The organism is uncultured Pseudoflavonifractor sp. (assembly GCF_944387275.1).
GTDB lineage: Bacteria > Bacillota > Clostridia > Oscillospirales > Oscillospiraceae > Pseudoflavonifractor > Pseudoflavonifractor intestinihominis.
Window position 1 is genome coordinate 17,776 of record NZ_CALXEG010000016.1, and the last position, 24,002, is coordinate 41,777.

A 24,002-nucleotide genomic window follows, 5' to 3' on the forward strand; every position below is an offset into this window, starting at 1 on the left:
CCATGCGTGAGATCCGGTTTGACGACATTGTGACTGCCGTGCGGGATGCCTGCATCAGGGCCAACACCGTGCTGCCCGACGACCTGTGCGGGGCCATCCGGGCCGCCGGGGAGACCGAGGAGTCCCCGGTGGGCCGGGCCATCCTGGGGGATCTGGAGGAAAACTTCACCTTCGCCGCCCAGCGGGGCCTGCCCATCTGCCAGGACACGGGCATGGCGGTGGTCTTTCTGGAGCTGGGCCAGGAGGCCCACATCACCGGCGGATTGTTGGAGGACGCGGTGAATGAGGGCGTCCGCCGGGGCTATCTGGAGGGCGCCCTCCGGTGCTCGGTGGTGCGGGACCCCCTCCGCCGGGAGAACACCGGGGACAACACACCCGCCGTCCAGTGCCTGCGCCTCACCGAGGGCGACCAGCTCACCATCACCGTGGCCCCCAAGGGCTTCGGCAGCGAGAACATGACCAAGCTGAAGATGTTCACCCCCGCCGCCGGGCGGCAGGAGATTCTGGACTTTATCGTGGAGTCGGTGTCCCTGGCCGGGTCCAACCCCTGCCCGCCGGTAGTGGTGGGCGTAGGCCTGGGCGGCACGTCGGACCGGGCGGCCCTGCTGGCCAAGCGGGCCCTGCTCCGCCCTGTGGACCAGCACAGCGCCGACCCCTTCTACGCGGAGATGGAGGCGGAGGCCCTGGAGCGCATCAACGCCCTGGGCATCGGCCCCCAGGGCCTGGGGGGCCGCACCACCGCACTGTCGGTGGCCATCCTGCCCGCCCCCACCCACATCGCCGGCCTGCCCTGCTGCGTCAACCTGGGCTGCCACGTCACCCGCCACGCCAGCGTAACACTTTGAGCATTTCTCTCCGTTGTTCACAAATTGTTGTAGCTTTTTCTTCGTAGTGTGGTATAATTAAGACAAGGAAGCCGGGCCACTCCGCTTCCAACGAGTGCCCTCCCCAAAGGGCGGAAGGAGCTGACAACTATGAAGTTCGTGTTCACAGACAAGAAGGTCAACCTGCCCCGCAAGGTGCATGCCTATGCCGAGAAGAAGGTGGGCAAGCTGGACCGTTATTTTAAGGCGGACGCGGAGGCCGCCATCGTCTTCAGTGTCGAAAAGGACCGCAACAACGTAGAGCTGACCATTCGCTCCGCCGGTACCATCATCCGCGTCTCGGAGAGCACCTCCGATATGTTCGCCACCATCGACGCCGCCGTGGCCTCTGTGGAGCGCCAGCTGCGTAAGAATAAGGCCCGCCTGGAGAAGCGCCTGCGCCAGGACGCCTTCGTCCGCTCTGTGGACGAGGATGAGGTCTCCTCCTTTGTCCCCGACACCGACGAGGAGGAGGAGTTCCGCATCGTCCGCACCAAGAAGTTCCCCATCCGGCCCATGACCGTGGAGGAGGCCATTCTCCAGATGAACCTGGTGGACCACACCTTCTTCGCCTTCCGGGACGCCGACGCCGACGGCACTTTCGCCGTGGTGTACAAGCGCAACGACGGCGGATACGGCCTCATCGTGGACGAGCCGTAACAACAGCATACAGCGAGGCGGCCGCCCTTCCGGGCGGCCGCCACTTTTATTATGGTTTCTGCGGTGCGATGCTGGCGGTATCGTATTGCTTCAGAATCAGATCATAGGCCTCCTGGGGGGTGACCCCGTCCAGGTCATACCGCACCAGCACGTTTTCGCTTTCGTAGTAGACATAGAAGTCTCCGCGCCAGCTGTCCACGTCGCCGCTGTCGTCATCCACGTAGCGCATTCGGGCGGCAATCACCTCGGGTGTCACGTCCTCAATGGCGAACACCGGGCGGCCAAACTCCTGCCAGTATTCCTCGGGCACCGAGTCGGCGTAGGGGATGGTGTACAGGTTCACGTCGTATTTCTCCCGATCCGCCGGATCGGTGATGGGAAGGTCTCCCACGGTGCTGGCATCCCAGATGTCGATGGAAATATTGGTGTAATATCCGGTCCATCTCAGGAACAGGTAATTCCGGTTCTGGCCCCACTCCCGCCAGGCCCCATCAAAGGTGAAGCCGTCGGGCACATCCGTGGGGACATAAGCGCCGAATTTCTCGTCGGCCATGGCCTCCTCCCAGGTGAGCACCTGGCTGCCCCAGTCGGGGATCTCGCCGTCATAGACCAGCAGGCTGTCCAGGTACAGCTTTGTCCCGGCAAATGTATTGGCCGCCTGGGTACACATCAGGGCTGCGTCCTCCTCCTCCAGCTGCCGGGCCTCAAAGTTCAGCCCCGCGTCTCCCGACATCATGGTGATCTCGTAGATATAGCCCATCTCCCCGCTGTCGTCCCAGCCGTACCGGCCGCTCTTGCTGCCGTAGACTGTGACGCCGTTGAGATCGGTGGAGGTCTGATTGGGGGCAATCATATCGGTCAGGGGGTAATCCCCCGGCCGGACCGTGAGGGTGAAGCCGTTGTGTTCGTTGCTCCGGCTGACGCCGTTGAGCCACAGCTGCCACAGCTTGCCCTCTCCGTCGTAGACGGCCTTTCCGGTGACATCGTACCCCGCCCAGTACAGGGACCAGGGGGCGTCCTCCGCCCCGGGGCCGGCGAGCAGCTCCACCATCTGCGCCCGGGTCAGCTGCTCCTCAAACCAGCCGTCCGGATAGGCGATGGAGGCGCAGATCTCAGGAGCATCTCCGTACTCCACCCCCTGGATGTTAAAGCTGCTGTGGGGCTGGCCGTCAAAGGGGTCCTCCGGTGAGAGGACATATTCGCTGTCCCGGTCCGCCGTGATGGGGGCCGTGCTCTCCGGGTCGGGGGCAGTGGCCTCCGGCCCGGCGGTGCTCTGAACGTGGGGGACCTCCTCCAGCGTCTGGCTGGGGCCGGTGTCCCCGCCGGGCAGGCGGTAGGCCCGCCAGACACCCAGGGCCGCCAGGCACACCAGGGCGGCGCAGGCTGCCGCGGCCAGCCATCGGGCAGGTGTGTTCCGCCGGACGGGCGTCCGCCTCCCCTCCAGGGCATCCATCAGGGCCCGGTGCTCCTCCGGGCTCACCTTCACCCGGTCCATATAAGAACGGTAGTGTTCCATGCTGTACTCCTTTCACTGGGCATCCGCCAGAAGGGCCTTGAGCTTCTGCCGCGCCCGGGAGAGCCGGGACCGGACGGTGCCCTCGCTCTGGCCGGTCATGGCGGCGATTTCCGGCGTGCTGTACCCCTCGTAGTAGTAGAGGTGGACCGCCGCCCTGTCCCTGGGGGGCAGGGCCAGCACCGCCGCCAGCACGGCCTTCTCCTCCGGCTCCGGGGCGGGCAGGCCCTCACTGAGGGCTGTGCGCCGCCTGTGCCAGGGTGAGCGGAGCCGGCTCTTGCAGCCGTTCACCGTCACCCGGATGAGCCACGCCTTCTCGTGCTCCGGGCCGTCAAACTCCGGCGCCTTCTCCAGATACCTGACAAATGCGTCCTGCACCGCGTCCTGGGCCTCGTGGGCGTCCCCCAGGATGGCCAGGGCCGCCCGGTACAGGGTGTTCTCGTACTTCCTTACTGTCTCTTCCAACCGGTTGGGGTCCATTCCCGTCCCCCCTTTCACCCTTTATACGCTTTGGAACGGCCAAACGCTGCGCCGCCGCCAGCTTTTTCCGCCGGAATTCTGTTCCGCCCCCGGCGGCTTTGTGCTATACTGGAGCTGTAAGTTCTGACGTACCCCGGTTTCCGGGTTTTTACACTGGTATGAGGAGATTATCGTACATGGACAATCAGGATCTGCGGCTGGCCGTGCTCATCGACGCGGACAATGCCCCCCGTACCGCCCTGCGGGACATCATGGCCGAGGCGGCGGTGTACGGCACGCCCACGGTCAAGCGCATCTACGGCGACTGGACCACACCCAACATGGCCTCCTGGAAGCCCCTGCTGCTGGAGCACGCCATCACGCCCATCCAGCAGTACAGCTACACCACCGGCAAGAACGCCACCGACTCGGCCATGATCATCGACGCCATGGACCTGCTCTACTCGGGCCGGTGCGATGGGTTCGTGTTGGTGTCCAGCGACAGCGACTTCACCCGCCTGGCCACCCGGCTGCGGGAGGCGGGCATGAAGGTGTACGGCATGGGGGAGAAAAAGACCCCCCTGCCCTTTATCGTGGCCTGCGACAAGTTCATCTACATCGAGGTCATCCGGGCCGCCGGGGAAAAGGCCAGGCAGGAGGCGCTGGCGGCCTCTGCGCCGGACCCGGAGCCCTCCCCGGAGCCGGAGAAGGAGAGCCAGGCCCCTGCGGCCAAAAAACCGGCCAAAAAGGCGGCCAAGAAGAAATCCGCTCCGGCCCAGCAGGAGCCGCCGGAGCCTGAGGAGATCGCCGGTGTGCCCCGGGCGGTGGTGGACCTCATCGCCGACTCCCTGGAGAGCATTGCCGACGAGGACGGCTACGGCTTCATGGGCAAGCTGGGCAACCTGCTGCTCAAGAAGCAGCCCGACTTTGACCCCCGGAACTACGGCTACTCCAAGCTGACCCAGCTGGTAAAGGCCCTGGGCCGGTTTGAGGTCGTCTCCCGCCAGACCAGCGCCGACGATCCCACCAAGCACGTATACCTTCGGGATAAACAGCGAAAGTAATCACATTTTGTATTTTTCTGACTAGAAAAACGAGGAGCGCGGCAGCCGCCGCGCTCCTCGTTCTCTGTTAAAAACCGGCCTCACGCAGAAAGGAACAGCCCTCGGCAGAGTTTCGCCGCCCCAGGCGGCGAAATAAAATTCAAACCGTTTTTTCCGGGGACATGCGCCTCGGAAAAAACACTGCTCAGCCCGCAAACGTGCGCGCTCCGCGCGTGCGCTGCGGCGGGCTGTATTCCCTCTCAAAAATGCCTGCATTTTTGAGAGGCTTGGCGGCAAGGCCGCCAAGCCGAAAGGAGCGCGGCAGCCGCCGCGCTCCTCGTTTGTCTTGTTCCGGTGGGATTTACTTGGCGTACTCCACGACCTTGGTCTCCCGGATCATGTTCACCTTGATCTGGCCGGGGTACTCCAGCTCTTCCTCGATCTTCTTGGCGATGTCCCGGGCCAGGAGCACCATCTGGTCCTCGCTGACCTTGTCGGGGGCCACCATGATGCGGACCTCCCGGCCAGCCTGGATGGCAAAGGACTTCTCCACACCGGGGAAGGAGGAGGTGAGCTCCTCCAGCTTCTCCAGGCGCTTGATATAGTTCTCCAGGTTCTCGCGCCGGGCGCCGGGACGGGCGGCGGACACAGCGTCGGCCGCCTGCACCAGGCAGGCCACGATGGTGCGGGGCTCCACGTCGTTGTGGTGGGCCTCGATGGCGTGGACCACGTCCTCGTTCTCCTTGTACTTCCGGGCCAGCTCCACGCCGATCTGGACGTGGGAGCCCTCCACCTCGTGGTCGATGGACTTGCCCAGGTCGTGGAGCAGGCCTGCCCGCTTGGCCAGGGTCACGTCGGCGCCGATCTCGGCGGCCAGCAGGCCCGCCAGGTGGGAGACCTCGATGGAGTGGTTGAGCACGTTCTGGCCGTAGCTGGTGCGGTACTTCATGCGGCCCAGCAGCTTGACCAGCTCGGGGTGGAGGCCGTGGACGTTGGTCTCAAACACGGCACGCTCGCCCTCGGCCTTGATGGTGGCGTCCACCTCCCGCTTGGCCTTCTCCACCATCTCCTCGATGCGGGAGGGGTGAATACGACCGTCCTGGATCAGCTTCTCCAGGGCGATGCGGGCGATCTCGCGGCGGACGGGGTCAAAGCAGGAGACGGTAATGGCCTCGGGGGTATCGTCGATGATCAGATCCACGCCGGTCATGGTCTCCAGCGTTCGGATATTGCGGCCCTCGCGGCCGATAATGCGGCCCTTCATCTCGTCATTGGGCAGGGGAACAACCGACACGGTGGCCTCGGCCACGTGGTCGGCTGCGCAGCGTTGGATGGCAAGGGACAGGATCTCCTTGGCCTTGGCGTCGGCCTCCTCCTTGAACTGGGCCTCGATCTCCCGGATCTTCATAGCGGACTCGTGGGTGACCTCGGCCTCCAGCTGGTTGATCAGGTAGGCCTTGGCCTCCTCGGCGGTAAAGCCGGACAGCCGCTCCAGGACCTCCATCTGGGTCTTCTTGACGGTGGCAACCTCTTCCCGGGCTGCTTCCAGCTCGGTGAGCTTGGTCTGGAGTGTCTCTTCCTTCTTCTCGATGTTCTCGGTCTTGCGGTCCAGGGTCTCTTCCTTCTGCTGGAGCCTGCGCTCCTGCTTCTGCAGGTCGGCCCGGCGCTCTTTCTGATCCCGTTCAAAGTCGTTGCGGGCCTTGAGGATCTCCTCCTTGGCCTCTACCAGCGCCTCCCGCTTCTTGCTCTCGGCGCTCTTGATGGACTCGTTAATGATCCGCTTGGCCTCTTCCTCGGCGCTGGAGATCTCCTTTTCGGCGACCTGCTTGCGCCACTTGACGCCAAGAGCGAATCCTATCAGCACGCCGACCAGCAGCGCGACGATAATCCCCACAATTAACATCCAAATGGGTTCCATAAGGGCTGAACACACCTCCTACTTTCTTGATTTTATAAAGTCAGTTGTTTCATGGCATCGGCGGAGCTGGAATTACTTGTCCATTCCGCACAAAAATTGAAAAGCGCCCCCTGCTGCTTTTCAAAACTATACCTAGTCTATTTTAGTGCCACCGCCCATTCCTGTCAAGATAATTCGTGCCCGACAAAAAGCGAAAGGGGCAGAAAAACACGGCAGGTGGCTGTTTTTGCCTCCTGCCGTGGGGTCCCATATTCTCTATAGGCCGCTGCCGAGCGATCAGGTCATGGTAAAGAGCATCTTGGCCACTTCGCCCCGGCGGAGCGGGTCGGAGGGCATGATCTTGTTCTCATAGCCGCTGATGACCCCCTGGGCCACCAGGGTCTTGACGTAGGCCAGGGACCAGTCAGGCACGCTGGCGGCGTCGTCAAAGGTGAGCTCGGCCTGGGCGTACCCCTGGGCCTGGACCCGGCCCAGAATGGTCATGGCCTCGGCCCGGCTGATGGTGGCGGCGGCGTTGGCGCTCAGGTTGCCCGCGCCGTCGCTGCTCCCCTTCAGATACCCCAGGGCGTACATGGTCTTGACCCCGGCCAGGGCCCAGTCGGGGATCTGGGCCGCGTCCACAAAGGGCAGCGTCACATCGCTGTACTGGCTCATGTCCACCCCCAGCCAGCGGGCCACCATGGCGAAGAACTCCCCTCTGGTGATGGTCCGGTCGGGCTGGAACTGGAGGGTGCCGTCGGCCTCATTGGGCACGCCGGTGGTGATGCCCCGCTGGTAGAGGTAATCGGCGTAGCTGGCGGCCCAGTGGCCCTGGGTGTCGGTGAAGGCGGAGGTGGCGGTCCCCGCGGCGCTCTGGGTGGCGCTGCCCCGGCCCAGGTTGCCCGACGCGTCGGACACGGTGACCGTCACCCGGTGGAGGCCGTTGTCGGCAGCGGGCAGGGTGGCCGTCAGGGTGGAGTTGGCGGCATTCCAGGTGAAGTCCATGGTCTTGCCGTCATAGGTCAGGGTGATCTGGCTCTTGTCGAACTGCTTGTCCACGTCGTCGGACACCACGGCGGTAATGCCGCCGGACAGGTTCACCGACACGGTGGGGCTGGTGGTGTCCTGGATGGCCTCGTTGGAGGTGGTGAGCTGGTCCAGGTACACCGTGCCGCCGGTGCTCTCCCCGCCGCCGTAGATGAAGTTGATGGACCGGATGGCGGCGGCGTTGGCGGGCAGCTGAGCCGAGACGTACTTCCAGCCGGTGAAGTTCAGGCTGGTGAGGGCCACCTCGCTGGTGGCGCCCTGGAGGTCGGCGATGGTGGCGGTGAGGCTGTTGCCCGAGCCGTCGCCGTAGATCCACAGGTTGAGCCGCTTCTCCCCCTCGGCGATGGTCAGGGTGGTGGTCAGGCTGGCGGTGCCGGCGGTCTTGGCGTCGTAGGCCACCCGAAGGCTGGCGCTGCCGCTGTGGACGTAGTCGGAGGCGGTCTCCTGACTGAGCTGGACCGCCGCCGTGCCGCCCACGGAGGCAATGCTCTTTTCAAAGGTCTCCAGGATCTTCACATGGCCCGCCACGGTGACCGGGATGGTCACGGTGGTGCCCCCCGCCGACACGGTCAGGCTGCCGCTGGCGGTCTTGTCGCCGGCGGTGATGACGCCGTTGGCGTCCACCGTGCCCACCGCCGGGTCCAGGGTCCAGGTGAAGCAGGTGTCCTGGGCGGTGAGGGCCAGGGTGCGGTAGACGGCGCTGGCCTTCAGGTCAAGGGTGCCGCCCGGCTCCAGGTTGACCGAGGTGACGGCCGCGCCGCTGGCCTCACTGGAGATGGTAATCTTGTCCGGCTTCTTCACCACGGTCATGGTGGTGTACCCGCTGGCCGTGCCGCTGGCGGCGGTGACCTGGGTGGTGCCGCTCTCACTGCCGGCGGTGAAGAGGCCGTTGGTGTCCACCGAGCCGTCCCCGTTGCGGATGGACCAGGTGACGGGCACGGAGGTGCTCATAGCATAGTAGGAGGTGTCCACAGGGGTGGCGGTGAGCTGCACCTGGGCCCCCGAGAGAACCAGCGCCTCGCTGGGGGTCACATAGAAGCTGCCCAGCTCTCCGGTGGGCTTCAGGTCGGTGGCCAGGAAGAGGGCCACGCTGTTGGCCCGCTGGCTGCCGTCGGAGGGCTTGTTGAGCACCCCCAGCTTGTCCCCGTTGGGGGCGGTGGCGCCGATGGTGGTGGAGCCGCCGCCGTCCAGGCTGATGGCGTCCACACAGCCCAGCTCCACCAGGCGCATGGCCACCTGGGTCAGGCTGGCGCCCACGCTGTACCCGGGCTGCTTGCCGTCAATGGTGTAGAAGATCACGGTGCCGTCGGACTTCACGCCCACGGCGGTGTAGGCCGTCTGGCCGGAGGGCAGGCCGCTCTCCACCTTGCCGGCGGTGACCAGCTTGTACAGTCCGCCCATGGCCTGGTCGGCCTCCTGCCAGATGTTGTCGGTGGTGGTCACGTCGATGTCGATCAGGTCGCCCGCCTTGAGGCTCTTCACGTTGGACAGCCAGTAGGAATTGGCCTGGTTGTTGATGGACAGGACCACCTTGCCCTCAGGGATGGCGATGGAGCCGGTGGACTCCAGCACCTGCTCCACCCTGTAGGTCACACGGCTGCCGATCATGAACTCGCTGCTCTGGGTCAGGGTGCCCTTGACCTCCTTGGCCGGGTCGGCCTCGTTGCCGGTGTGGGACCCGCCGGTCAGGTCCTCGGAGCCGGTGATGTCCTCACCGCTGGAGGCGGAAGTGCTGTCCTCCGCCGCCTCCTGGCTCTGCTTGGACACGTCCAGGTCCACGTTGACGCTCTCCCCCACGTCGTCCAGCACCGGGGTCAGGATCACATCCACGCCGGGCTGGGTGTTCTGGGTGGTGGCGCCGAAGTCGTCGGTAAAGAGGACCATGCCGTCGCTGAGCCGGACCTTGTTGATGCCGCCGGTCACCTGGAAGGTGGTGTTGTGGAAGGTGGCGGTCACCGTCAGGTCGGGCTTGCCGATGAAGGCGGTTCCGTCGCTGCGGAAGCCGATGGCGTAGTAGCCCTGGTTGTTGGTGCCGGGCACGGAGCGGAGCACGCCGTCGGTGATGACCGTGCCCAGGGGCTCGCCGGTGGCCATCACGTACAGGTCTCCGTTGATGCCGCCCACCAGCCGCTTGCCCTCGCCCTCCAGCCGCTGGGCCATGGTGGTGAGGGTCTCCCGGCTGGTGACCTTGTCGCCGTAGGCCACCACGGGGGTCACGTTCTTGTTGGGCGTGTAGGTGAAATACCGCTCGGTCCGCAGATCCGAGTATGTATCGCTCCAGAAGATCTGGTGCGTCAGCTCAGTGCCTGCGGACAGGTTCACCGTCCCGGTCTGTATGTCGTGTCCCAGCGCCTCGGAGGCCCACGCCGCCGGGGCAAGTCCCAGGGCGGCGGCCAGCGCCAGGGCAATGGTGCGTCTGAAAATTGGCTTCATGCTCTCCTCCTGTCATGCGTGGTTACGCGCTGCATTGGTTGGACTTATGTCCCATTATGTTAACATAATCTTTCTCTATTGTAAACAGGCTATCTCCTGGTAATACCAGAATTCTTTCGTCAGTTCTCCGGCTTTTTCCCCTCGTCCCCCGGCTTTTTCTTCCCGAAGGCCGCCCTGGCCTTGGGCAGCAGCTCGGAGAGCGCCGCCTTCTCCTGGACCTCCAGCAGCTCGCCGATGAGCTGGTTGGAGATGAGAAAGCCCTGGGGGGTGAAATGCCAGCGGGTATCCTGCCGTGCGGCCCAGCCGTGGTGCTCAAACTCGGCCAGCTTCTGCTCAATGGGCTCGAAGTTCATGTAATACTGCCTGCGGTACTCCCACTCCTCAATGCCCCGGGTGGTGCGCATGCGGAGCATCAGGTATTCGCCGCCCCGCTCCCGCTTGGGGATGAGCTCGGACTCGTCGATGACCGCGCCCCCCTCCAGCACGCCGGAGATGTAGCCGTCCAGGTCCTTGATAAAGGAGTAGCGCCGGCCGCCGAAGTCGGAGTGGGCGCCGGGGCCCAGGCCCAGGTAGGGCTTGCCCATCCAGTACTTCAGGTTGTGCCGGGACTGGTAGCCGCACTGGGCGAAGTTGGAGATCTCATACTGCCGGTATCCCGCCTGTTCCAGCCGGTCCACCATCCACAGGTACATGTCCGCCTGGGTATCGTCGTCGGGCAGCACCTCGCCCCGGGACACCCGCTGCCAGAGGGGGGTGCCCTCCTCCACCTTCAGCCCGTAGCAGGACAGGTGCTCCGGCTTCAGGGCCAGAATCTGCTCCACGCTCTCCTGCCAGGAGGCCATGTCCTGGCCGGGCAGGCCGTAGATCAGGTCCAGGGACAGGTTTTTGATCTTGGCCTCCCGGACGGCGGCCACCGCCTGGCAGGTCTGCTCAAAGGTGTGGGGCCGGTGAATGGCCCGCAGCTCCTGGTCGCAGGCGGTCTGGGCCCCCAGGGAGATCCGGTTCACCCCGGCCCGGCGGAGGCGCCGCAGCATCTTTGCGTCCACGCTGTCCGGGTTGGCCTCCATGGTCACCTCGGCCTCCCGGCTCACGTCAAACCGCTTCTTCACCGCCCGCACCAGCTCGGCGATCCGCTTCTCCCCGTAGAAGCTGGGGGTGCCGCCGCCGAAATAGATGGTGTCCACCTGATATCCCTTGGCAAAGGGCGCCGTCTCCTTGATGTGGGCCAGCAGGGCCTTCTGGTAGTCGTCCATCCGGTCCTCCTTCCCCGCCAGGGAGTAGAAGTCGCAGTAGTCGCACTTGCTGCGGCAGAAGGGGATATGGATGTAAATACCCAGCTTTTCCGTCATAGAGGGGCACCTCGTTCCTTGGTTTCTAAATTAGGTATTATACCCTCTCCGCCCCCCTCACTCAAGGCCGGAAATGTGAATTTTCCGGACAACGGAATTTTTTCCATTTCCCCTTGACTTCCATGTAAAGTATGCTATACTTTTATCGTAAAGCAAGCTTTACTTTTTCACAAGGAGGACTGTATGCCTTGAAGAACCGCATCGCCCAGCTAAGGAAGGAAGGCCGCGTCACCCAGGAGGAGCTGGCCGAGGCCGTGGGGGTCACCCGGCAGACCATCATCTCCCTGGAGAACGGGCGGTACAACGCCTCCCTGCTGCTGGCCCACAAGCTGGCCCGATATTTCCACCTGACCATTGAAGAGCTGTTTCTGTTTGAGGAGGATGAGACATGAACCGGCCCAGACATCCCCTGCCCCCTCTGTTCCGGTTTGGCGTCCTGCTGTTCTGCGCCGGAACCGCCGCCGGACGCCTGTCCCTGCTGCCCGGCGGAGCCTGTGCCTTTCTGTGCGGCGCGGGGGCAGCCCTGGGCCTTGTGGGGCTCTTCCTGTTCTCCCCCCTGGCCCGCCCGCTCCGCGTCTGGAAAGCCAACATTTTAAGGAGGTTTTGACCATGATCCTTCGTCTCTTTTCCGCCGGCCACGGCGACTATCTGGAGGTGCTCCGCCGCCGGTGCTGGCTCTTTGGGCTGTGCATCGTCCTGGGCCTGGCCGCCACATGCGCGGGCTTTATTCTGGCCTACATGGAAGCGCCCCTGCCCGACATGGCCATGGGCTTCTACGGCGGCTTCGGCACCGGCATCGCCGTCTGCGGCGTGGCGGGGCTGGTCGGTACCCGCCGCACCATGAAGGACCCCAAGAAGCTGCGGGCCTCCGAGATCAAGGAGACCGATGAGCGGGGCCACGAGGTGACCCGCCGGGCTGTCTCCCTCACCGCGCTGGTGCTCATCATACTCATTTACGTGGCCATGATGGTGTCCATTGCAGTGAACTTCGCCGTGTTCCTCACCCTTATCGCCACCGCCGCGGTGTTTTTCGCGGTGTTCCTCTCCTCCGTGGCCTACTACAACCACAAGCTGTGAGCGGCGGTATGGATTCCCCCCGGCGGCTCAACCTCACCGTAACCCCTGAGCAGACCGGCTGGAAGGTGGACGAACTGCTCCGGGGACCCCTGGCCCTGTCGGGGACGGTCATCCGGCGGGTGAAGCGGCTGGAGGACGGCATCCTGCTGGACGGTGTCCGGGCCACGGTTGGGGACCGGGTCCGGGCCGGGCAGGTGCTGTCTGTGGTGGTGGGGGACACGGAGGTATCCGACGCCATCGTCCCCGCTCCCGGCCCCCTGGACATCGTGTACCGGGACCAGGACGTGCTGGTGCTCAACAAGGCCCCCGGCGTGGCCGTCCACCCAGGCCCAGGCCATTATTCCGATACAATTGGTAATTTTCTGATGGATTATTACAAAAAACAGGGGATTTTGGCGGACTTCCACCCGGTCCACCGGCTGGACCGGGGCACCTCCGGATTGCTGCTGGTGGCCCTCCACGGCCACGCCCAGGAGGTGCTCAAGGAGCAGCTCCACACTCCCAACTTCCGCCGGGTGTACCTGGCGGTGTGCGAGGGCACGCCGGAGCCCCTCTCCGGCGTCATCGACGCCCCCATCGGCCGGTTGGAGGGCTCCGTGCTGGCCCGAACCGTGCGGCCAGACGGCCAGCGTGCCGTCACCCATTACCAGACCCTGCGCACCGGGAATGGCCGCTCCCTGGTGCGTCTGGCGCTGGAGACAGGCCGCACCCACCAGATCCGGGTCCACATGGCCCACCTGGGCCACCCCCTCACCGGGGACTTTCTCTACGGCACCGAGGACCCTTCCCTCATCCCCCGCCCCGCCCTCCACGCGGCGGAGCTGGCCTTCACCCACCCCATCACCGGCAGGCCCATGGCCTTTACCGCACCTCTCCCCCAGGATATGGCTGCTCTGGTGCCGGAGGAATAACAAAAACGGGTTTTGAACGCGCAGATGTGCGTTCAAAACCCGTTTTTTCTTATGCAAGTCCGCAGTATTTCCGCCAGCGGCCGCTGCGCCACCGGAAGGTACACAGGATGCCCCGGAGGATCAGGTCCACGGCCATGGCGATCCACACCGCCTCCAGTCCCATGCCGAATTGAAATACCAGCAGAGGCGCCAGGGCGATACGCACGCCCCACATGCACACCAGGCTGACCACCATGGGGAAGCGGACGTCCTGTCCGCCCCGGAGTGCGCCGGTGAACACGATGGAGGCGGCGAAGAAGGGCTCAGCCACCGACACGATGCGCAGCACCATGGCGGCCTGATCCACCACGGCCTGGTCGGTGTTGAACAGCCCGGCCAGAGGCGCGGCCAGCAGGAAGAGGAGCACGCCGGTGCCCACGCACAGCCCGAAGCCCAGCAGGCCGGACAGGGTGCCGTAGGCCTCGGCGTCCTCCCGGCTGCCCTCCCCCACCGACTGGCCCACCAGGGCGGTGGCGGCGTAGGAGATGCCGTAGGCCGGCAGGTAGCACAGCCCCTCGGCGGTGGTGGCAATCTGATTGGCCGCCAGGGCCACGGTGCCCAGGTGGGCCACCAGGGCGGTCATGGCGATCTGGCCCAGGTTCACAGTGGCCCGCTCGGCGGCGGAGGGCAGGCCCAGCATGGCCGCCCGGCGGAGGATGGGCCCGTCGGGCCTCAGGCCCTCCCGCAGCCGCACCCGGTACCGGTCCCCCTGACGCAGGGCCACCCACACCATGGCCACGCCCGAGGCGGTGAGGGCGATGGCGGAGGCGATGGCCGCGCCCGCGGCCCCCAGCCCTGCGCCGGGGATGGTGACCGCCCGGCCAAAGAGTTCTGCCGGGCGGGTGGGGTAGATGAGAAAGAAGTTGAGCACAATGTTGAGCAGGTTGGCCAGGGTGTTGAGGATGAGGGGGGCCTTGCTGTTGCCCATGCACCGCAGCACCGCGGAGAACACAATGCCCGCCGAGGCGAAGGGCAGAGCGGCGGTGTAGCACCGCAGATAGGCCACGGCGGCGGGGTACACGTCGGGCTTGGCCCCCAGCCACAGGGGGATGAACCCGGCCAGCAGCTGGTATACCGTCAGGGCGATCAGCCCGCAGGCAAAGGCGCCCAGCACGCTTTGCCGCAGCACCTGCCGCACCCGATTGTCGTCCCCGGCGCCCACCGCGTGGGACACCTGCACCGAGAAGCCCACGCCCACACCGGCCAGAATGCCGTTGATGAGCCAGATGGACGCCGCGTTCACCGACACCGCCGCCGTGCCCCCCGCGCCCAGGGCACCCACCATGGCGGTGTCCACATAGCTGACCATGGTGGCCAGGATCTGTTCCATGATCGCGGGCCAGGACAGCCGCCACATGGTGCCCATGCGGTGGCCCCCGGCCCGTTGTTTCCATTTCAAGCCTTGAATCGTCCTTTCGTCTCCGGCGTGGTGTCTTACACCCCGGTCAGGTCAAAATCCGGGATAAAGCCCTCGGTGGCCGAGAGCAGCTCCTGGGTGAAGCCGTCCAGGTCCAGGGCGGAGAAGTATTCCTCCGCCGCCCGGATCTCCGAGTTTCTGGCCCGGCGGTTGATCTCCGGGTACTCCGGGGCCCGGCCGCAGGGCACGTACTGGCTCATGAGGGAGAAGAGGACGGTGTGGGGCGGGAACTGCTCCGACACATAGTCCATCACCGCCTTGGCCTCCTGCACCCGGCCGGGCAGGATCAGGTGCCGGATGAGCACGCCTTTTTTCAGCAGGCCCTCCCCGTCCAGCTCATAGGGGCCGGTCTGGCGCACCATCTCTTTGATGGCGGCCGTGGCCTTCTCCGGGTAGTCGGGCGCGCCGGAGTACCGCGCTGCCGCGGCGGAATCCAGGTACTTCAGGTCGGGCATGTAGATCTGCACCTTGCCCTCCAGGGAGCGGAGGGTGTTCACCTCGTCGTACCCACCGGTGTTCCACACCACCGGCACCGGCAGGGGCTCGGCCAGGGCTTTGGCAATGGCGTGGGAGAAGTGGGTGGGGTTGACCAGGTTGATGTTGTGGGCCCCCTGGGCGATGAGCTCGAAGAAGATCTCCCGCAGCCGCTCCACGGAGATGGTCTTGCCGAAGTTGCCGTGGCTGATAGAGTCGTTCTGGCAGAACACGCACTTGAGGGAGCAGCCGGAGAAAAAGACGGTGCCCGACCCCCGGGTACCTGAGATAGGCGGTTCCTCCCACATGTGGAGGGCGGCCCGGGCCACCACCGGCAGGGACGGCATGGCGCACACGCCGTCGCCGGAGGTCTCGGTCCGCTCCGCGCCGCACTTGCGGGGGCAGATGCTGCACTTCATGGCGCTCACTTGGACTCACCGGGCAGGGTCTTGCGCCAGTCGGGCCCCAGGTTGCCCTCCTTCCAGTGCTTGCGGCACAGGCCGATGTACTGGTCGTTGGCCCCCAGCACCACCTGCTCCCCCTCCTTGAGCACATGGCCCTGGGCGTCGAACCGGGCGTTGCAGGTGGCCTTCTTGCCGCACCAGCAGATGGTCTTGATCTCCTCGATGATGTCGGCACAGGCCAGCAGCTCCTGGGAGCCGGGGAACAGGTCCCCCCGGAAGTCGGCCCGCAGGCCGTAGCAGATGACGGGCAGGTTCAGGTCGTCCACCAGGTGGGTCAGGTACTGTACCTCCTCCCGGCTGAGGAACTGGGCCTCGTCCACGATGACGCAGGCATAGGGCTTCAGGTCCTGGGGGGACATGGCGCGCAGATCGGAAAAGTAGATGCAGGGGTTGCTCAGGCCGGCCCGGGAGGCCACAAAGCGGGCGCCGTCCCGCTGGTCAATGGCGGGCTTCACCAGCAGGGCATCCTGTCCCCGCTCCTCGTAGTTGTACCGCACCATCAGGGCGTTGGCCGTCTTGCTGGAGCCCATCACCCCGTAGCGGAAATAGAGCTTTGCCATCCGTCTCTCCTCTTTCTCTCACAATTAGCCCATATCACATGAGCTTTTTCACCGCGTTCAGGTTCTTTCCGGCATAGGGGGCGTACCGCATGGGCAGGTCCAGGGTACCCCGGCGCACCACCGTGCGGTAGTGGGTAAAGGTGTCGAAGCCGGCCTTGCCGTGGCAGGCGCCCATGCCGCTGTTGCCCACGCCGCCGAAGGGCACGTTGGGATTGGTCAGATGGATCACCGTGTCGTTGACGCACACGCCGCCCGAGGGCAGGGCGGCGACGATGCGCCTCTCCAGCGCCCTGTCCCCGGTGAAGATATAGAGGGCCAGGGGCCGGGCCTTCTTCTGCTGCCGGGCGATGAGGTCGTCCAGGCTGTCGTAGGTCAGGACGGGCAGCACCGGGCCAAAGATCTCCTCCTGCATCACGCTGTCGCTCTCCGCCACGTCCACCAGCACGGTGGGCTCGATGCGCCGGGCCGCCGGGTCGGTGCGGCCGCCCACGGCGGTCTTGCCGCTCTTCATCAGGCCGGAGACCCGCTGGAAGTGCTTCTCGTTGATGATCTTGGGCAGGTCGGGCCCGGCCAGGGGGTCGTCGCCGTAGAGCTGCCTGATCTGTCCGGCCAGCTCCTTCACAAAGGCGTCCCGCAGGTTTTTGGGGATATACACGTGGTCGGGGGCCACGCAGGTCTGGCCCGCGTTGAGGAACTTGCCCCAGGCGATGCGCCGGGCGGCCAGGGGGATGTTGGCGTCGGGGGCGATGATCACCGGGGACTTGCCGCCCAGCTCCAGGGTGACGGGGGTCAGGTGCTGCGCCGCGGCGGCCATCACCGTCTTGCCCACCACGGGGGAGCCGGTGAAGAAGATATAGTCAAAGTCCTGTTCCAGCAGGGCGGCGTTCTCCGCCCGGCCCCCCTGGACCACGGACACATACTCGGGCGGGAGGATATCCCCCAGCAGGTCGGCCACGGCCTGGGCCACGTTGGGCGCGTAGGCCGACGGCTTCACCACAGCGCAGTTGCCCGCCGCCAGGGCGGAGATGAGGGGCACCAGGGTGAGCTGCACGGGGTAGTTCCAGGGGGACATGACCAGAGCCACGCCGTAGGGCTCGGCCTCCACCCGGCTGCTGGCCGGGAACAGGGGCATGGACGAGGGCCGCCGCTTGGCCGCCGTCCACTTCTTCAGGTGCTTGCGGGCAAAGCGCAGCTCCCCCAGGGTCATGCCGATCTCGCTGAGCCAGGACTCGTAGGCCGCCTTGCCCAGGTCCTGCTTCAGGGCGGCGCACAGCTTCTCCTCCCTGGTCTCCAGGGCATGCTCCAGCTTCTTCAGCTGCTCTAGGCGCCAGTCCACGCTGCGGGTGACGCCGGTATTCCAGAACGCCCGCTGATGGGCTACCATTGCTTGAAAATCCATAGGTTCCTCCTGTGTTATGTCAGTGTCTCTGCGCCGGCCAGCCCCGCCTCCACCAGGGGGACAAAGGACTGGAAGGCGTTGGGCACGGCATAGGTCTGCCGCAGGGCGGGGCTGTCGGCCCACACCCATCCCGGCGGCAGGGTATCCCCCGCCGCCTGTACCATCCGGGCGGTCATGTGCCATTCAATGTGGGTGAAGATGTGTTTCCCCGTGCCGCCCCACCGCTGGGACGTCGGGATAATGCCCCACTGCTCCAGTATATCCGTTTTTTCCGCCAGCTCGTTGGGGTACTCCCACAGCCCGGCCAGCAGGCCCTTCTCCGGCCTGCGGCGGAGGGCCACCCGCCCCTCATGGAAAATGAGGTACACCGTCCGCTCCTCCACACGCCGCGCCTTCTTGGGGGCCTTGACGGGAAGCAGGTCGATTTTGTCCTGGGCCAGGGCGGCGCAGAAGCCCGCCGCCGGGCACCTGTCGCACAGAGGCGCGCCGTTGGGCAGGCACACGGTGGCCCCCAGCTCCATCATGGCCTGGTTGAAGGCGCCGGGCATGGCGGTGGGGATGATCTCCTGGAGGGCCTGTCCCATCCGCTTCTTGGTGGCGGGGAGGGTGATGTCCCCCTCGTCCCCGGCAATGCGGGCCACCACCCGGAGCACGTTGCCGTCCACCGCCGGGACCGGGATGCCGAAGGCGATGGAGGCGATGGCCCCCGCCGTGTACTCCCCCACCCCGGCCAGGGTGAGCAGTTCCTCATAGCTGGCGGGGAGGGCTCCGCCGTACCGCTCCATCACCTGCCCGGCGGCCTTTTTCAGGTTGCGGGCCCGGCTGTAATACCCCAGCCCCTGCCACAGCTTCATGAGGACGTCGTCCTCCACCGCCGCCAGGGCGGCCACGTCGGGCAAGGTCTCCATGAAGCGGCTGTAATAGCCCATTACAGCGGCCACCCTGGTCTGCTGGAGCATGATCTCGCTGACCCAGACGTGGTAGGGGGTGGGGTCGCTCCGCCAGGGCAGCACCCGGGCATTCTCGTGGTACCAGGCCAGCAGGGGGATGGGCAGTTGTTCCAGTTCTCTCAAGGGTGACCTCCGCGCATGCCAAAAAGTAGCTCAATAAAGCCATTTTTGCCGAATTATCGGACTTTTGTCCCATGGACAACCGCTGTTGCGGCCTGTCCAGCAGACATTATATAATGAAGAAAAACTTTTTTCAACCGTCCCAATCAAACCAACCCTCAAGTCCGTCTAATGGGTGAATGGAGCTCCAATTCAACTGAGAGGAGGGATCCCCTCTGGACGCCAACGAGTATGCCCACAAGGCCCACGAATACCGCGTCGCCCTGTACCGCACGGCGCTGCTCTATCTCCACAGCCCGTCCATGGCCCTGGACGCGGTGGACGAGGCGGTGTACAAGGGCCTGACCGCCTGCCGCTCTCTGCGCCAGCCCCAGTTCTTCCACACCTGGCTGACCCGGATTCTCATCAACGTCTGCAACGACGAGCTGCGCCGCCGGGCCCGGGAGACCGGCATGGACGAGCTGCCCGAGACGGCGGCGGAGGCCTTCGACAACCTACCCCTGAAGGAGGCCATTGCCCGGCTGCCCAAGGACCTGCGGGCGGTGGTCATCCTGCGGTACTTCACCGGCCTGACCCTGGCCGAGACCGCCCAGGCTCTGGACATCCCCCAGGGCACGGTGGTCACCCGGCAGCGCCGGGCCCTGGCCCTGCTGAAACTGGAATTGACCGACACCGAGGAGGTGTGACCATGAACCGAACTGAGGAATACAACGCCCTGCTCCAGGAGCTGGAGCAGGTTCCCCCCGAGCTGGACGGCACGGTGGACCGGGCCAGGGCCAGACTCCGCCGCAGGCGGGTGCGCCGCTGGTGGGGCATCCCGGCGGCCAGTCTGGCAGGGGTGGCCGCAGCCTTTGTGCTGCTGGTCAACTACTCTATGCCCTTTGCCCAGGCCTGCTCCGCCATCCCCGTGCTGCGGGAGCTGATGGCCGCTGTGGCCTTCTCCCCCAGCCTGAAGCTGGCGGTGGAGCACAATTACGCACAGTATATCGGCCAGGAACAAATACAAAACGGCGTCACTCTGCGCCTGGAATACCTGATTCTGGACCAGGGACAGCTTCAGTTCTTCCTGAAGGCCTCCGGGCCCTGGGATTCCTACGAAGCCCATCCCACCCTGACCGATGGGGACGGCGTCCCTGTGGAGGGCAACGTCATCTCCTCCACCCTCTTCGACTGCGACGAGCTTGTGGGCGCCGCATCTGTCCATGTTTTGAGTGACAGCTTTCGCTTCCCCGACGTACTGAGGATCACCTTCCGTCTGACGGGCCAAAGCCACTCCCGCCAGGCCCCTGCCAGCACCCCAGAGGATGATGAGGAGGAGACGGCCCCCGCCTATGTGGGCGACTTTGTCTTTGAGGTCCCTCTAGATGCCTCCCACCTAAACGATGTGGTATCCATCCCCATGGGGGACTGGGTGGAGGTGGACGGCCAGCTGCTCCGCTTCGCTCTGGACAGCTATCCCACCCACGGCCGCCTGACCGTGGAGGAACACCCGGACAACACTGCCTCTCTGGCGGGCCTGGACTTCTATCTGGAGGACGAGATGGGCAACAAGTATGAAGACAACCCCTCCGGCTCGGTGGGCGGCCTGGGCAATTCCCGGATGTGCGACACCACCTTCTTCTCCAATCCCGCCCACCTGACCCTTCATATTACCCGTCTGGACTGGCTGGAGCCTGAGAAGGAGTGGGTGACGGTGGACCTGAAGCAGGGCGTGGCCCTGGACAGTCTGCCCGACGGTGTGGAGCTTGCGGTGCACCGGACGGGTGACTCCGTCCTCGAGATGGCCCTGCTGGCCCCCTTCTCTCCGTCGGTCAATGAGGGCGCCACTGCGCAGTTCCGGATGGACAGCGCCATATTGAGCCTGGAATCCACCTCTGAACTGGTGTTTTATCAGGTGGGCAGTGGCAATTACCGCTCCCCTGACGGCGAGGAGCACGACTTCGGCGGCCACAGCGTCATGCGTGTGGAGCGGCTGTGGTACGGCACGGAGGATGAGCAGACCGTCCCCGAGGGCTACTTTGTGGAGCTCTACCAGCTGGTGGGCTATGAGGAGGATACCGTAGACATCGGCCTCCACTTTACCAAGCGCATGGACCCGGAGACCCCTATCGCCGTGACCCTGAAATAAAGCATAAGAAATCCCGCCGGGCGTGGAATTTTCCACACCCGGCGGGATTTTTGTGGATAAAATCAGCTTACTTCTCCAGCTCCTCCAGCAGCTCCACCGCCTCGCGGACCATGCGGTCGCAGTGGGGCTTGCGGGCCTCGCCCCGCTTGGCGGCGTCGGCCAGGAGCTGGGCGCAGTCCAGACAGCCGTTCTTGGCCTTGAAGGCGTCGGTCAGGGCCTTGGCGGCGGCGGCGTCCTTGCCGGTCATGCCCAGCACCATCAGTGCGCCGGTGACCGCGCCGCAGGTGGCGCCCCGGCGCATGCCGGAGCCGAAGTTGCTGCCCAGGGCGTTGGCCGTCTCGGGGCTCAGGCCGCACTCCCGGGCAAAGGGGATGAGCACGGACTGGCAGCAGTTGTAGTGTACCGTGGTGTCCGCCCGGAGGGCGTTCACTTGTTCCTGTTTCGTCATGATTGTTTCCCTCGTTTTCTGTGTATGGAATTTATTCTTGATCCAGTACCATCTGGTCGTACTGCAAAAAGCGGAACCCCAGCCGCTCGTAGAGCCGGGCTGCGCCCTGGTTAGCGGGAGTGACCTCCAGCCGGAACCGGCGGCACTCGGGGTGGGCCGCCATCACCTGGCGGAACACCTGGCTGCCGTAGCCCTTGCCCCGGCAGCTGTCTTTGAAGTACAGCTCGTCGAAGATGAGCACCTTTCCCCCGATCTCCGAGGCGTAGTTCCAGGTCAGGTAGCAGTACCCCACCGGCGTGTCCCCCTCCAGCAGCAGCAATCCCTCGATGAGGGGCTGCTCCGGGTCTGCCGCGTCCCAGAAGGAGCGCTCCAGAGTGGCAGGGTCCACCTGATGCTCCACGGCGGAGCTGTGGTAGAAGTCCGTCACCATGGCCATAACGGCGTCCCGGTCTCCGGGCGCCATGGGTCTGATGGTAAGCATCTTACCCTTCCTTTCTATCTGTATCTGTCAGTTGAAAATATCCGGGTTATCGCTGAACATCCGCTTCACCCGTTCCAGCAGGGGCCGGTGCTTCCGCCGCTCCAGCCCCGGGTCGGCCTCCAGCAGCTCCTGGGCCGCCTGCTGGGCCTCCTTGAGCAGCCGCACGTCCCCCGCTAGGTCTGCAATGTGGAGCTGGGGCAGTCCGTGCTGCCGGGAGCCGAAGAAGTCGCCGGGGCCACGGAGCTTCAGGTCCTCTTCGGCGATTTTAAAGCCGTCGGTGGTAGAGGCCAGCACCTTCAGCCGCGCCCGGCTGTCCTGGCTGTGGGTGGCGGTCATAAGCACGCAGTAGGACTTGTGCTTGCCCCGGCCCACCCGGCCACGGAGCTGGTGGAGCTGGCTCAGGCCGAAGCGCTCCGCGTTCTCCACGATCATCAGCGCCGCGTTGGGCACGTCCACCCCTACCTCGATGACGGTGGTGGACACCAGCACGTCGATGTCCCCGGCGGAAAAGGCGGACATGACCGCGTCCTTGTCCTTTGGCTTCATCTTGCCGTGGACAAAGGCCACCCGCAGGTCGGGGAACACCTGGGTTTTCAATGTTTCCGCGTAGGTGGTCACCGCCTTCAGGTCGGCCAGGCCGCCGGAGGCGTCTTCCCCCTCGGGGCTCTCGTTCTCCTCCACGGCGGGGCAGACGATGTAGGCCTGGCGGCCCTCAGCCACCAGCTTGCGCACAAAGCCGTACATCCGCTGCCGCTTGTCCTCCCCCACCACAAAGGTCTCCACCGGCGTACGGCCCGGGGGCAGCTCGTCGATGACCGACACGTCCAGATCGCCGTACACGATGAGGGCCAGAGTGCGGGGAATGGGGGTGGCGGACATGACCAGAACATGGGGCCGCAAACCGCCGTCCGCCTTGGCCGCCAGGGCAGCTCTTTGGGCCACGCCGAAGCGGTGCTGCTCGTCGGTGATGACCAGCCCCAGCTTGTGGAATTCCACGCCCTCGCTCAGCAGGGCGTGGGTGCCCACCATCAGGTCCACCTGGCCCGCCGCCAGGGTCGCCTTTGCCTTCCGCTTTTCGGCGGCCCTCATGCTGCCGGTGAGCAGCCCCACCTTCATCCCGGCGGGGGACAGCAGGGCGGACAGGGAGCGGAAGTGCTGCTCGGCCAGAATTTCGGTGGGGGCCATAAGGGCGCTCTGCCAGCCGCTGCGCCAGGCCAGCCAGGCGCAGGCGGCGGCCACCGCCGTCTTGCCCGAGCCCACGTCCCCCTGGACCAGCCGGTTCATGGGCCGTCCCGAGGCCATATCCGCCGCCGCCTCGTCCACGGTGCGGCGCTGGGCGCCGGTGAAGGAGAAGGGCAGCAGGGACAGGAAGGAGGCCAGATCCCGGTTCTCCACCGCCGGACCGGCTCCCCGGTCCCGTCCCGTGCGCAGCAGGGACATGCCGCAGGACAGGAGGAAAAACTCCTCAAAGATCAGCCGCCGCCGGGCGATCTCCAGGGACTCCCAGCTCTCGGGGAAGTGGATGTTCCGGCAGGAGAACTCCACCTGAGCCAGGCTGTGGGCCAGGCGCACCTCCTCGGGCAGCAGCTCGGGCACCTGCCCGGCGCAAGCGTCCACGCACCGCCGGGCCAGCCCGGCCAGCAGGTTGTTAGAGATGCCCGCCGTCAGGGGGTAGACCGGCATGATGCAGCCGGTGAACCGGGCGGCTCCCTCCCGCTCGAAGACCGGGTTGGTCATCTGCCGCTGCCTGCCCTGCCGCTCCACTTTGCCGTAGAAGATGTAGCTCTCCCCCTGGCGCAGGGCATCCCGGACATAGGCCTGGTTGAAGAAGGTGACGGTCATCACCGCCGTCTCGTCGGCCACCTTCACCTTCACCAGCTCCAACCCTTTGCGGATGTGGGACACCCGGGGCGTCTCGGCCACAAAGGCCGCCACGCACACCGGCTGTTCCTCTGGTGCGCCGTCAATGGTGGAGATTTTGGTCCGGTCCTCATAGCTGCGGGGGTAGTACCCCAGCAGATTCTCCACAGTGGCCAGACCCAGCTTGGCCAGCCTGGCGGCCCGGGCGTCGCCGATGCCCGGCAGCTCTCTCAGTCCGCTCTCCAGCGTCAGCGCCACGGTACTCCCCCCTTTCCAGTCTGTGAGGCCTAGTCTACCATAAAACAGGCGGCCAAACAAGCGTTCCCGGCCTTCTGATGTTAAGAATCGCCTTAACTTCTCATTTTCCTCTACTTTCCTCCTTTTCTCCGCCTTACCATCCGGCAGCCCGG

At 65.3% G+C, this 24,002-nt stretch carries 22 protein-coding genes; 9 read left to right on the plus strand and 13 right to left on the minus strand.

Annotated features, from left to right (window positions below; genetic code table 11):
- Positions 1–2: 2 nt before the first annotated feature.
- On the plus strand, positions 3–845 hold the full coding sequence (locus Q0K23_RS05690) for a fumarate hydratase (protein WP_294519033.1): 843 nt from the start codon (positions 3–5) through the stop codon (positions 843–845).
- A gap of 129 nt (positions 846–974) precedes the next feature.
- Complete coding sequence (gene raiA, locus Q0K23_RS05695) at positions 975–1,523, plus strand: ribosome hibernation-promoting factor, HPF/YfiA family (protein WP_294519036.1); 549 nt, start codon at positions 975–977, stop codon at positions 1,521–1,523.
- A 49-nt stretch (positions 1,524–1,572) separates the two neighbouring features.
- Here the strand turns inward: raiA and Q0K23_RS05700 are convergent, their stop codons facing one another.
- Together Q0K23_RS05700 and Q0K23_RS05705 are read right to left on the minus strand one after the other, a co-directional pair.
- Positions 1,573–3,039 (minus strand): hypothetical protein, encoded by a 1,467-nt coding sequence (locus tag Q0K23_RS05700; RefSeq protein ID WP_294519039.1) that lies wholly within the window; start codon positions 3,037–3,039, stop codon positions 1,573–1,575.
- A 12-nt stretch (positions 3,040–3,051) separates the two neighbouring features.
- Positions 3,052–3,516 (minus strand): RNA polymerase sigma factor, encoded by a 465-nt coding sequence (locus tag Q0K23_RS05705; protein WP_294519042.1) that lies wholly within the window; start codon positions 3,514–3,516, stop codon positions 3,052–3,054.
- A gap of 176 nt (positions 3,517–3,692) precedes the next feature.
- Here Q0K23_RS05705 and Q0K23_RS05710 point away from each other — a divergent pair, with 176 nt between their 5' ends.
- Positions 3,693–4,559, plus strand: coding sequence for an NYN domain-containing protein (locus Q0K23_RS05710; protein WP_294519045.1), 867 nt, complete (start codon positions 3,693–3,695; stop codon positions 4,557–4,559).
- Between the two features lie 340 nt (positions 4,560–4,899).
- Here Q0K23_RS05710 and rny read toward each other — a convergent pair whose 3' ends face one another.
- The 3 genes from rny to hemW form a co-directional block, all read right to left on the minus strand.
- Positions 4,900–6,456 carry a ribonuclease Y gene (gene rny / locus Q0K23_RS05715; RefSeq protein WP_294519047.1) on the minus strand — a complete coding sequence of 519 codons (1,557 nt, stop codon included), beginning with the start codon at positions 6,454–6,456 and terminating at the stop codon, positions 4,900–4,902.
- Between the two features lie 276 nt (positions 6,457–6,732).
- On the minus strand, positions 6,733–9,915 hold the full coding sequence (locus Q0K23_RS05720) for a phosphodiester glycosidase family protein (RefSeq protein ID WP_294519050.1): 3,183 nt from the start codon (positions 9,913–9,915) through the stop codon (positions 6,733–6,735).
- A 119-nt stretch (positions 9,916–10,034) separates the two neighbouring features.
- Complete coding sequence (hemW, locus tag Q0K23_RS05725; RefSeq protein ID WP_294519052.1) at positions 10,035–11,264, minus strand: radical SAM family heme chaperone HemW; 1,230 nt, start codon at positions 11,262–11,264, stop codon at positions 10,035–10,037.
- Between the two features lie 188 nt (positions 11,265–11,452).
- On the opposite strand from hemW, the gene Q0K23_RS05730 reads away from it, so the two are divergent.
- Genes Q0K23_RS05730 through Q0K23_RS05745 form a run of 4 tightly spaced genes read left to right on the plus strand, consistent with a single transcriptional unit; the run spans position 11,453 to position 13,252 of the window.
- Positions 11,453–11,656 (plus strand): helix-turn-helix transcriptional regulator, encoded by a 204-nt coding sequence (locus Q0K23_RS05730; RefSeq protein ID WP_294519054.1) that lies wholly within the window; start codon positions 11,453–11,455, stop codon positions 11,654–11,656.
- Complete coding sequence (locus tag Q0K23_RS05735; protein ID WP_294519057.1) at positions 11,653–11,871, plus strand: hypothetical protein; 219 nt, start codon at positions 11,653–11,655, stop codon at positions 11,869–11,871. The genes Q0K23_RS05730 and Q0K23_RS05735 overlap by 4 nt, the downstream gene beginning before the upstream one ends.
- Positions 11,872–11,873: 2 nt before the next feature.
- A complete protein-coding gene (locus Q0K23_RS05740) occupies positions 11,874–12,341 on the plus strand; it encodes a hypothetical protein (RefSeq protein WP_294519060.1) in 468 nt (155 codons plus the stop codon).
- Positions 12,342–12,349: 8 nt separating this feature from the next.
- Complete coding sequence (locus Q0K23_RS05745; RefSeq protein ID WP_294519063.1) at positions 12,350–13,252, plus strand: RluA family pseudouridine synthase; 903 nt, start codon at positions 12,350–12,352, stop codon at positions 13,250–13,252.
- 49 nt (positions 13,253–13,301) lie between these two features.
- Here Q0K23_RS05745 and Q0K23_RS05750 read toward each other — a convergent pair whose 3' ends face one another.
- From Q0K23_RS05750 to mutY, 5 genes are read right to left on the minus strand one after another with little or no spacing between them, the layout of a single operon-like run.
- On the minus strand, positions 13,302–14,690 hold the full coding sequence (locus tag Q0K23_RS05750; protein WP_294519066.1) for an MATE family efflux transporter: 1,389 nt from the start codon (positions 14,688–14,690) through the stop codon (positions 13,302–13,304).
- Between the two features lie 35 nt (positions 14,691–14,725).
- On the minus strand, positions 14,726–15,601 hold the full coding sequence (locus Q0K23_RS05755) for a 4Fe-4S cluster-binding domain-containing protein (RefSeq protein WP_294519069.1): 876 nt from the start codon (positions 15,599–15,601) through the stop codon (positions 14,726–14,728).
- A gap of 5 nt (positions 15,602–15,606) precedes the next feature.
- Positions 15,607–16,206, minus strand: a complete 600-nt coding sequence (locus Q0K23_RS05760) for a thymidine kinase (RefSeq protein ID WP_294519072.1) — start codon at positions 16,204–16,206, stop codon at positions 15,607–15,609.
- Positions 16,207–16,240: 34 nt separating this feature from the next.
- Complete coding sequence (locus Q0K23_RS05765; RefSeq protein ID WP_294519075.1) at positions 16,241–17,605, minus strand: aldehyde dehydrogenase; 1,365 nt, start codon at positions 17,603–17,605, stop codon at positions 16,241–16,243.
- Positions 17,606–17,619: 14 nt separating this feature from the next.
- Entirely contained in the window at positions 17,620–18,678 is a 1,059-nt protein-coding gene (gene mutY / locus Q0K23_RS05770) for an A/G-specific adenine glycosylase (protein ID WP_294519078.1), read from the minus strand.
- 212 nt (positions 18,679–18,890) lie between these two features.
- On the opposite strand from mutY, the gene Q0K23_RS05775 reads away from it, so the two are divergent.
- Both Q0K23_RS05775 and Q0K23_RS05780 read left to right on the plus strand, forming a co-directional pair.
- On the plus strand, positions 18,891–19,361 hold the full coding sequence (locus Q0K23_RS05775) for a sigma-70 family RNA polymerase sigma factor (RefSeq protein ID WP_294519123.1): 471 nt from the start codon (positions 18,891–18,893) through the stop codon (positions 19,359–19,361).
- A gap of 2 nt (positions 19,362–19,363) precedes the next feature.
- Positions 19,364–20,803 carry a DUF4179 domain-containing protein gene (locus tag Q0K23_RS05780; RefSeq protein WP_294519081.1) on the plus strand — a complete coding sequence of 480 codons (1,440 nt, stop codon included), beginning with the start codon at positions 19,364–19,366 and terminating at the stop codon, positions 20,801–20,803.
- Between the two features lie 67 nt (positions 20,804–20,870).
- Here Q0K23_RS05780 and Q0K23_RS05785 read toward each other — a convergent pair whose 3' ends face one another.
- The 3 genes from Q0K23_RS05785 to recG are packed head-to-tail and all read right to left on the minus strand — an operon-like array spanning position 20,871 to position 23,850.
- Positions 20,871–21,251: a C-GCAxxG-C-C family protein gene (locus Q0K23_RS05785; RefSeq protein WP_294519084.1), complete on the minus strand. Its 381-nt coding sequence runs from the start codon at positions 21,249–21,251 to the stop codon at positions 20,871–20,873.
- Between the two features lie 31 nt (positions 21,252–21,282).
- The gene (locus Q0K23_RS05790) at positions 21,283–21,732 is read right to left on the minus strand and encodes a GNAT family N-acetyltransferase (RefSeq protein ID WP_294519087.1); all 450 of its coding nucleotides are present in this window, start codon (positions 21,730–21,732) and stop codon (positions 21,283–21,285) included.
- Between the two features lie 27 nt (positions 21,733–21,759).
- On the minus strand, positions 21,760–23,850 hold the full coding sequence (recG, locus tag Q0K23_RS05795; protein WP_294519091.1) for an ATP-dependent DNA helicase RecG: 2,091 nt from the start codon (positions 23,848–23,850) through the stop codon (positions 21,760–21,762).
- Positions 23,851–24,002: the final 152 nt, after the last annotated feature.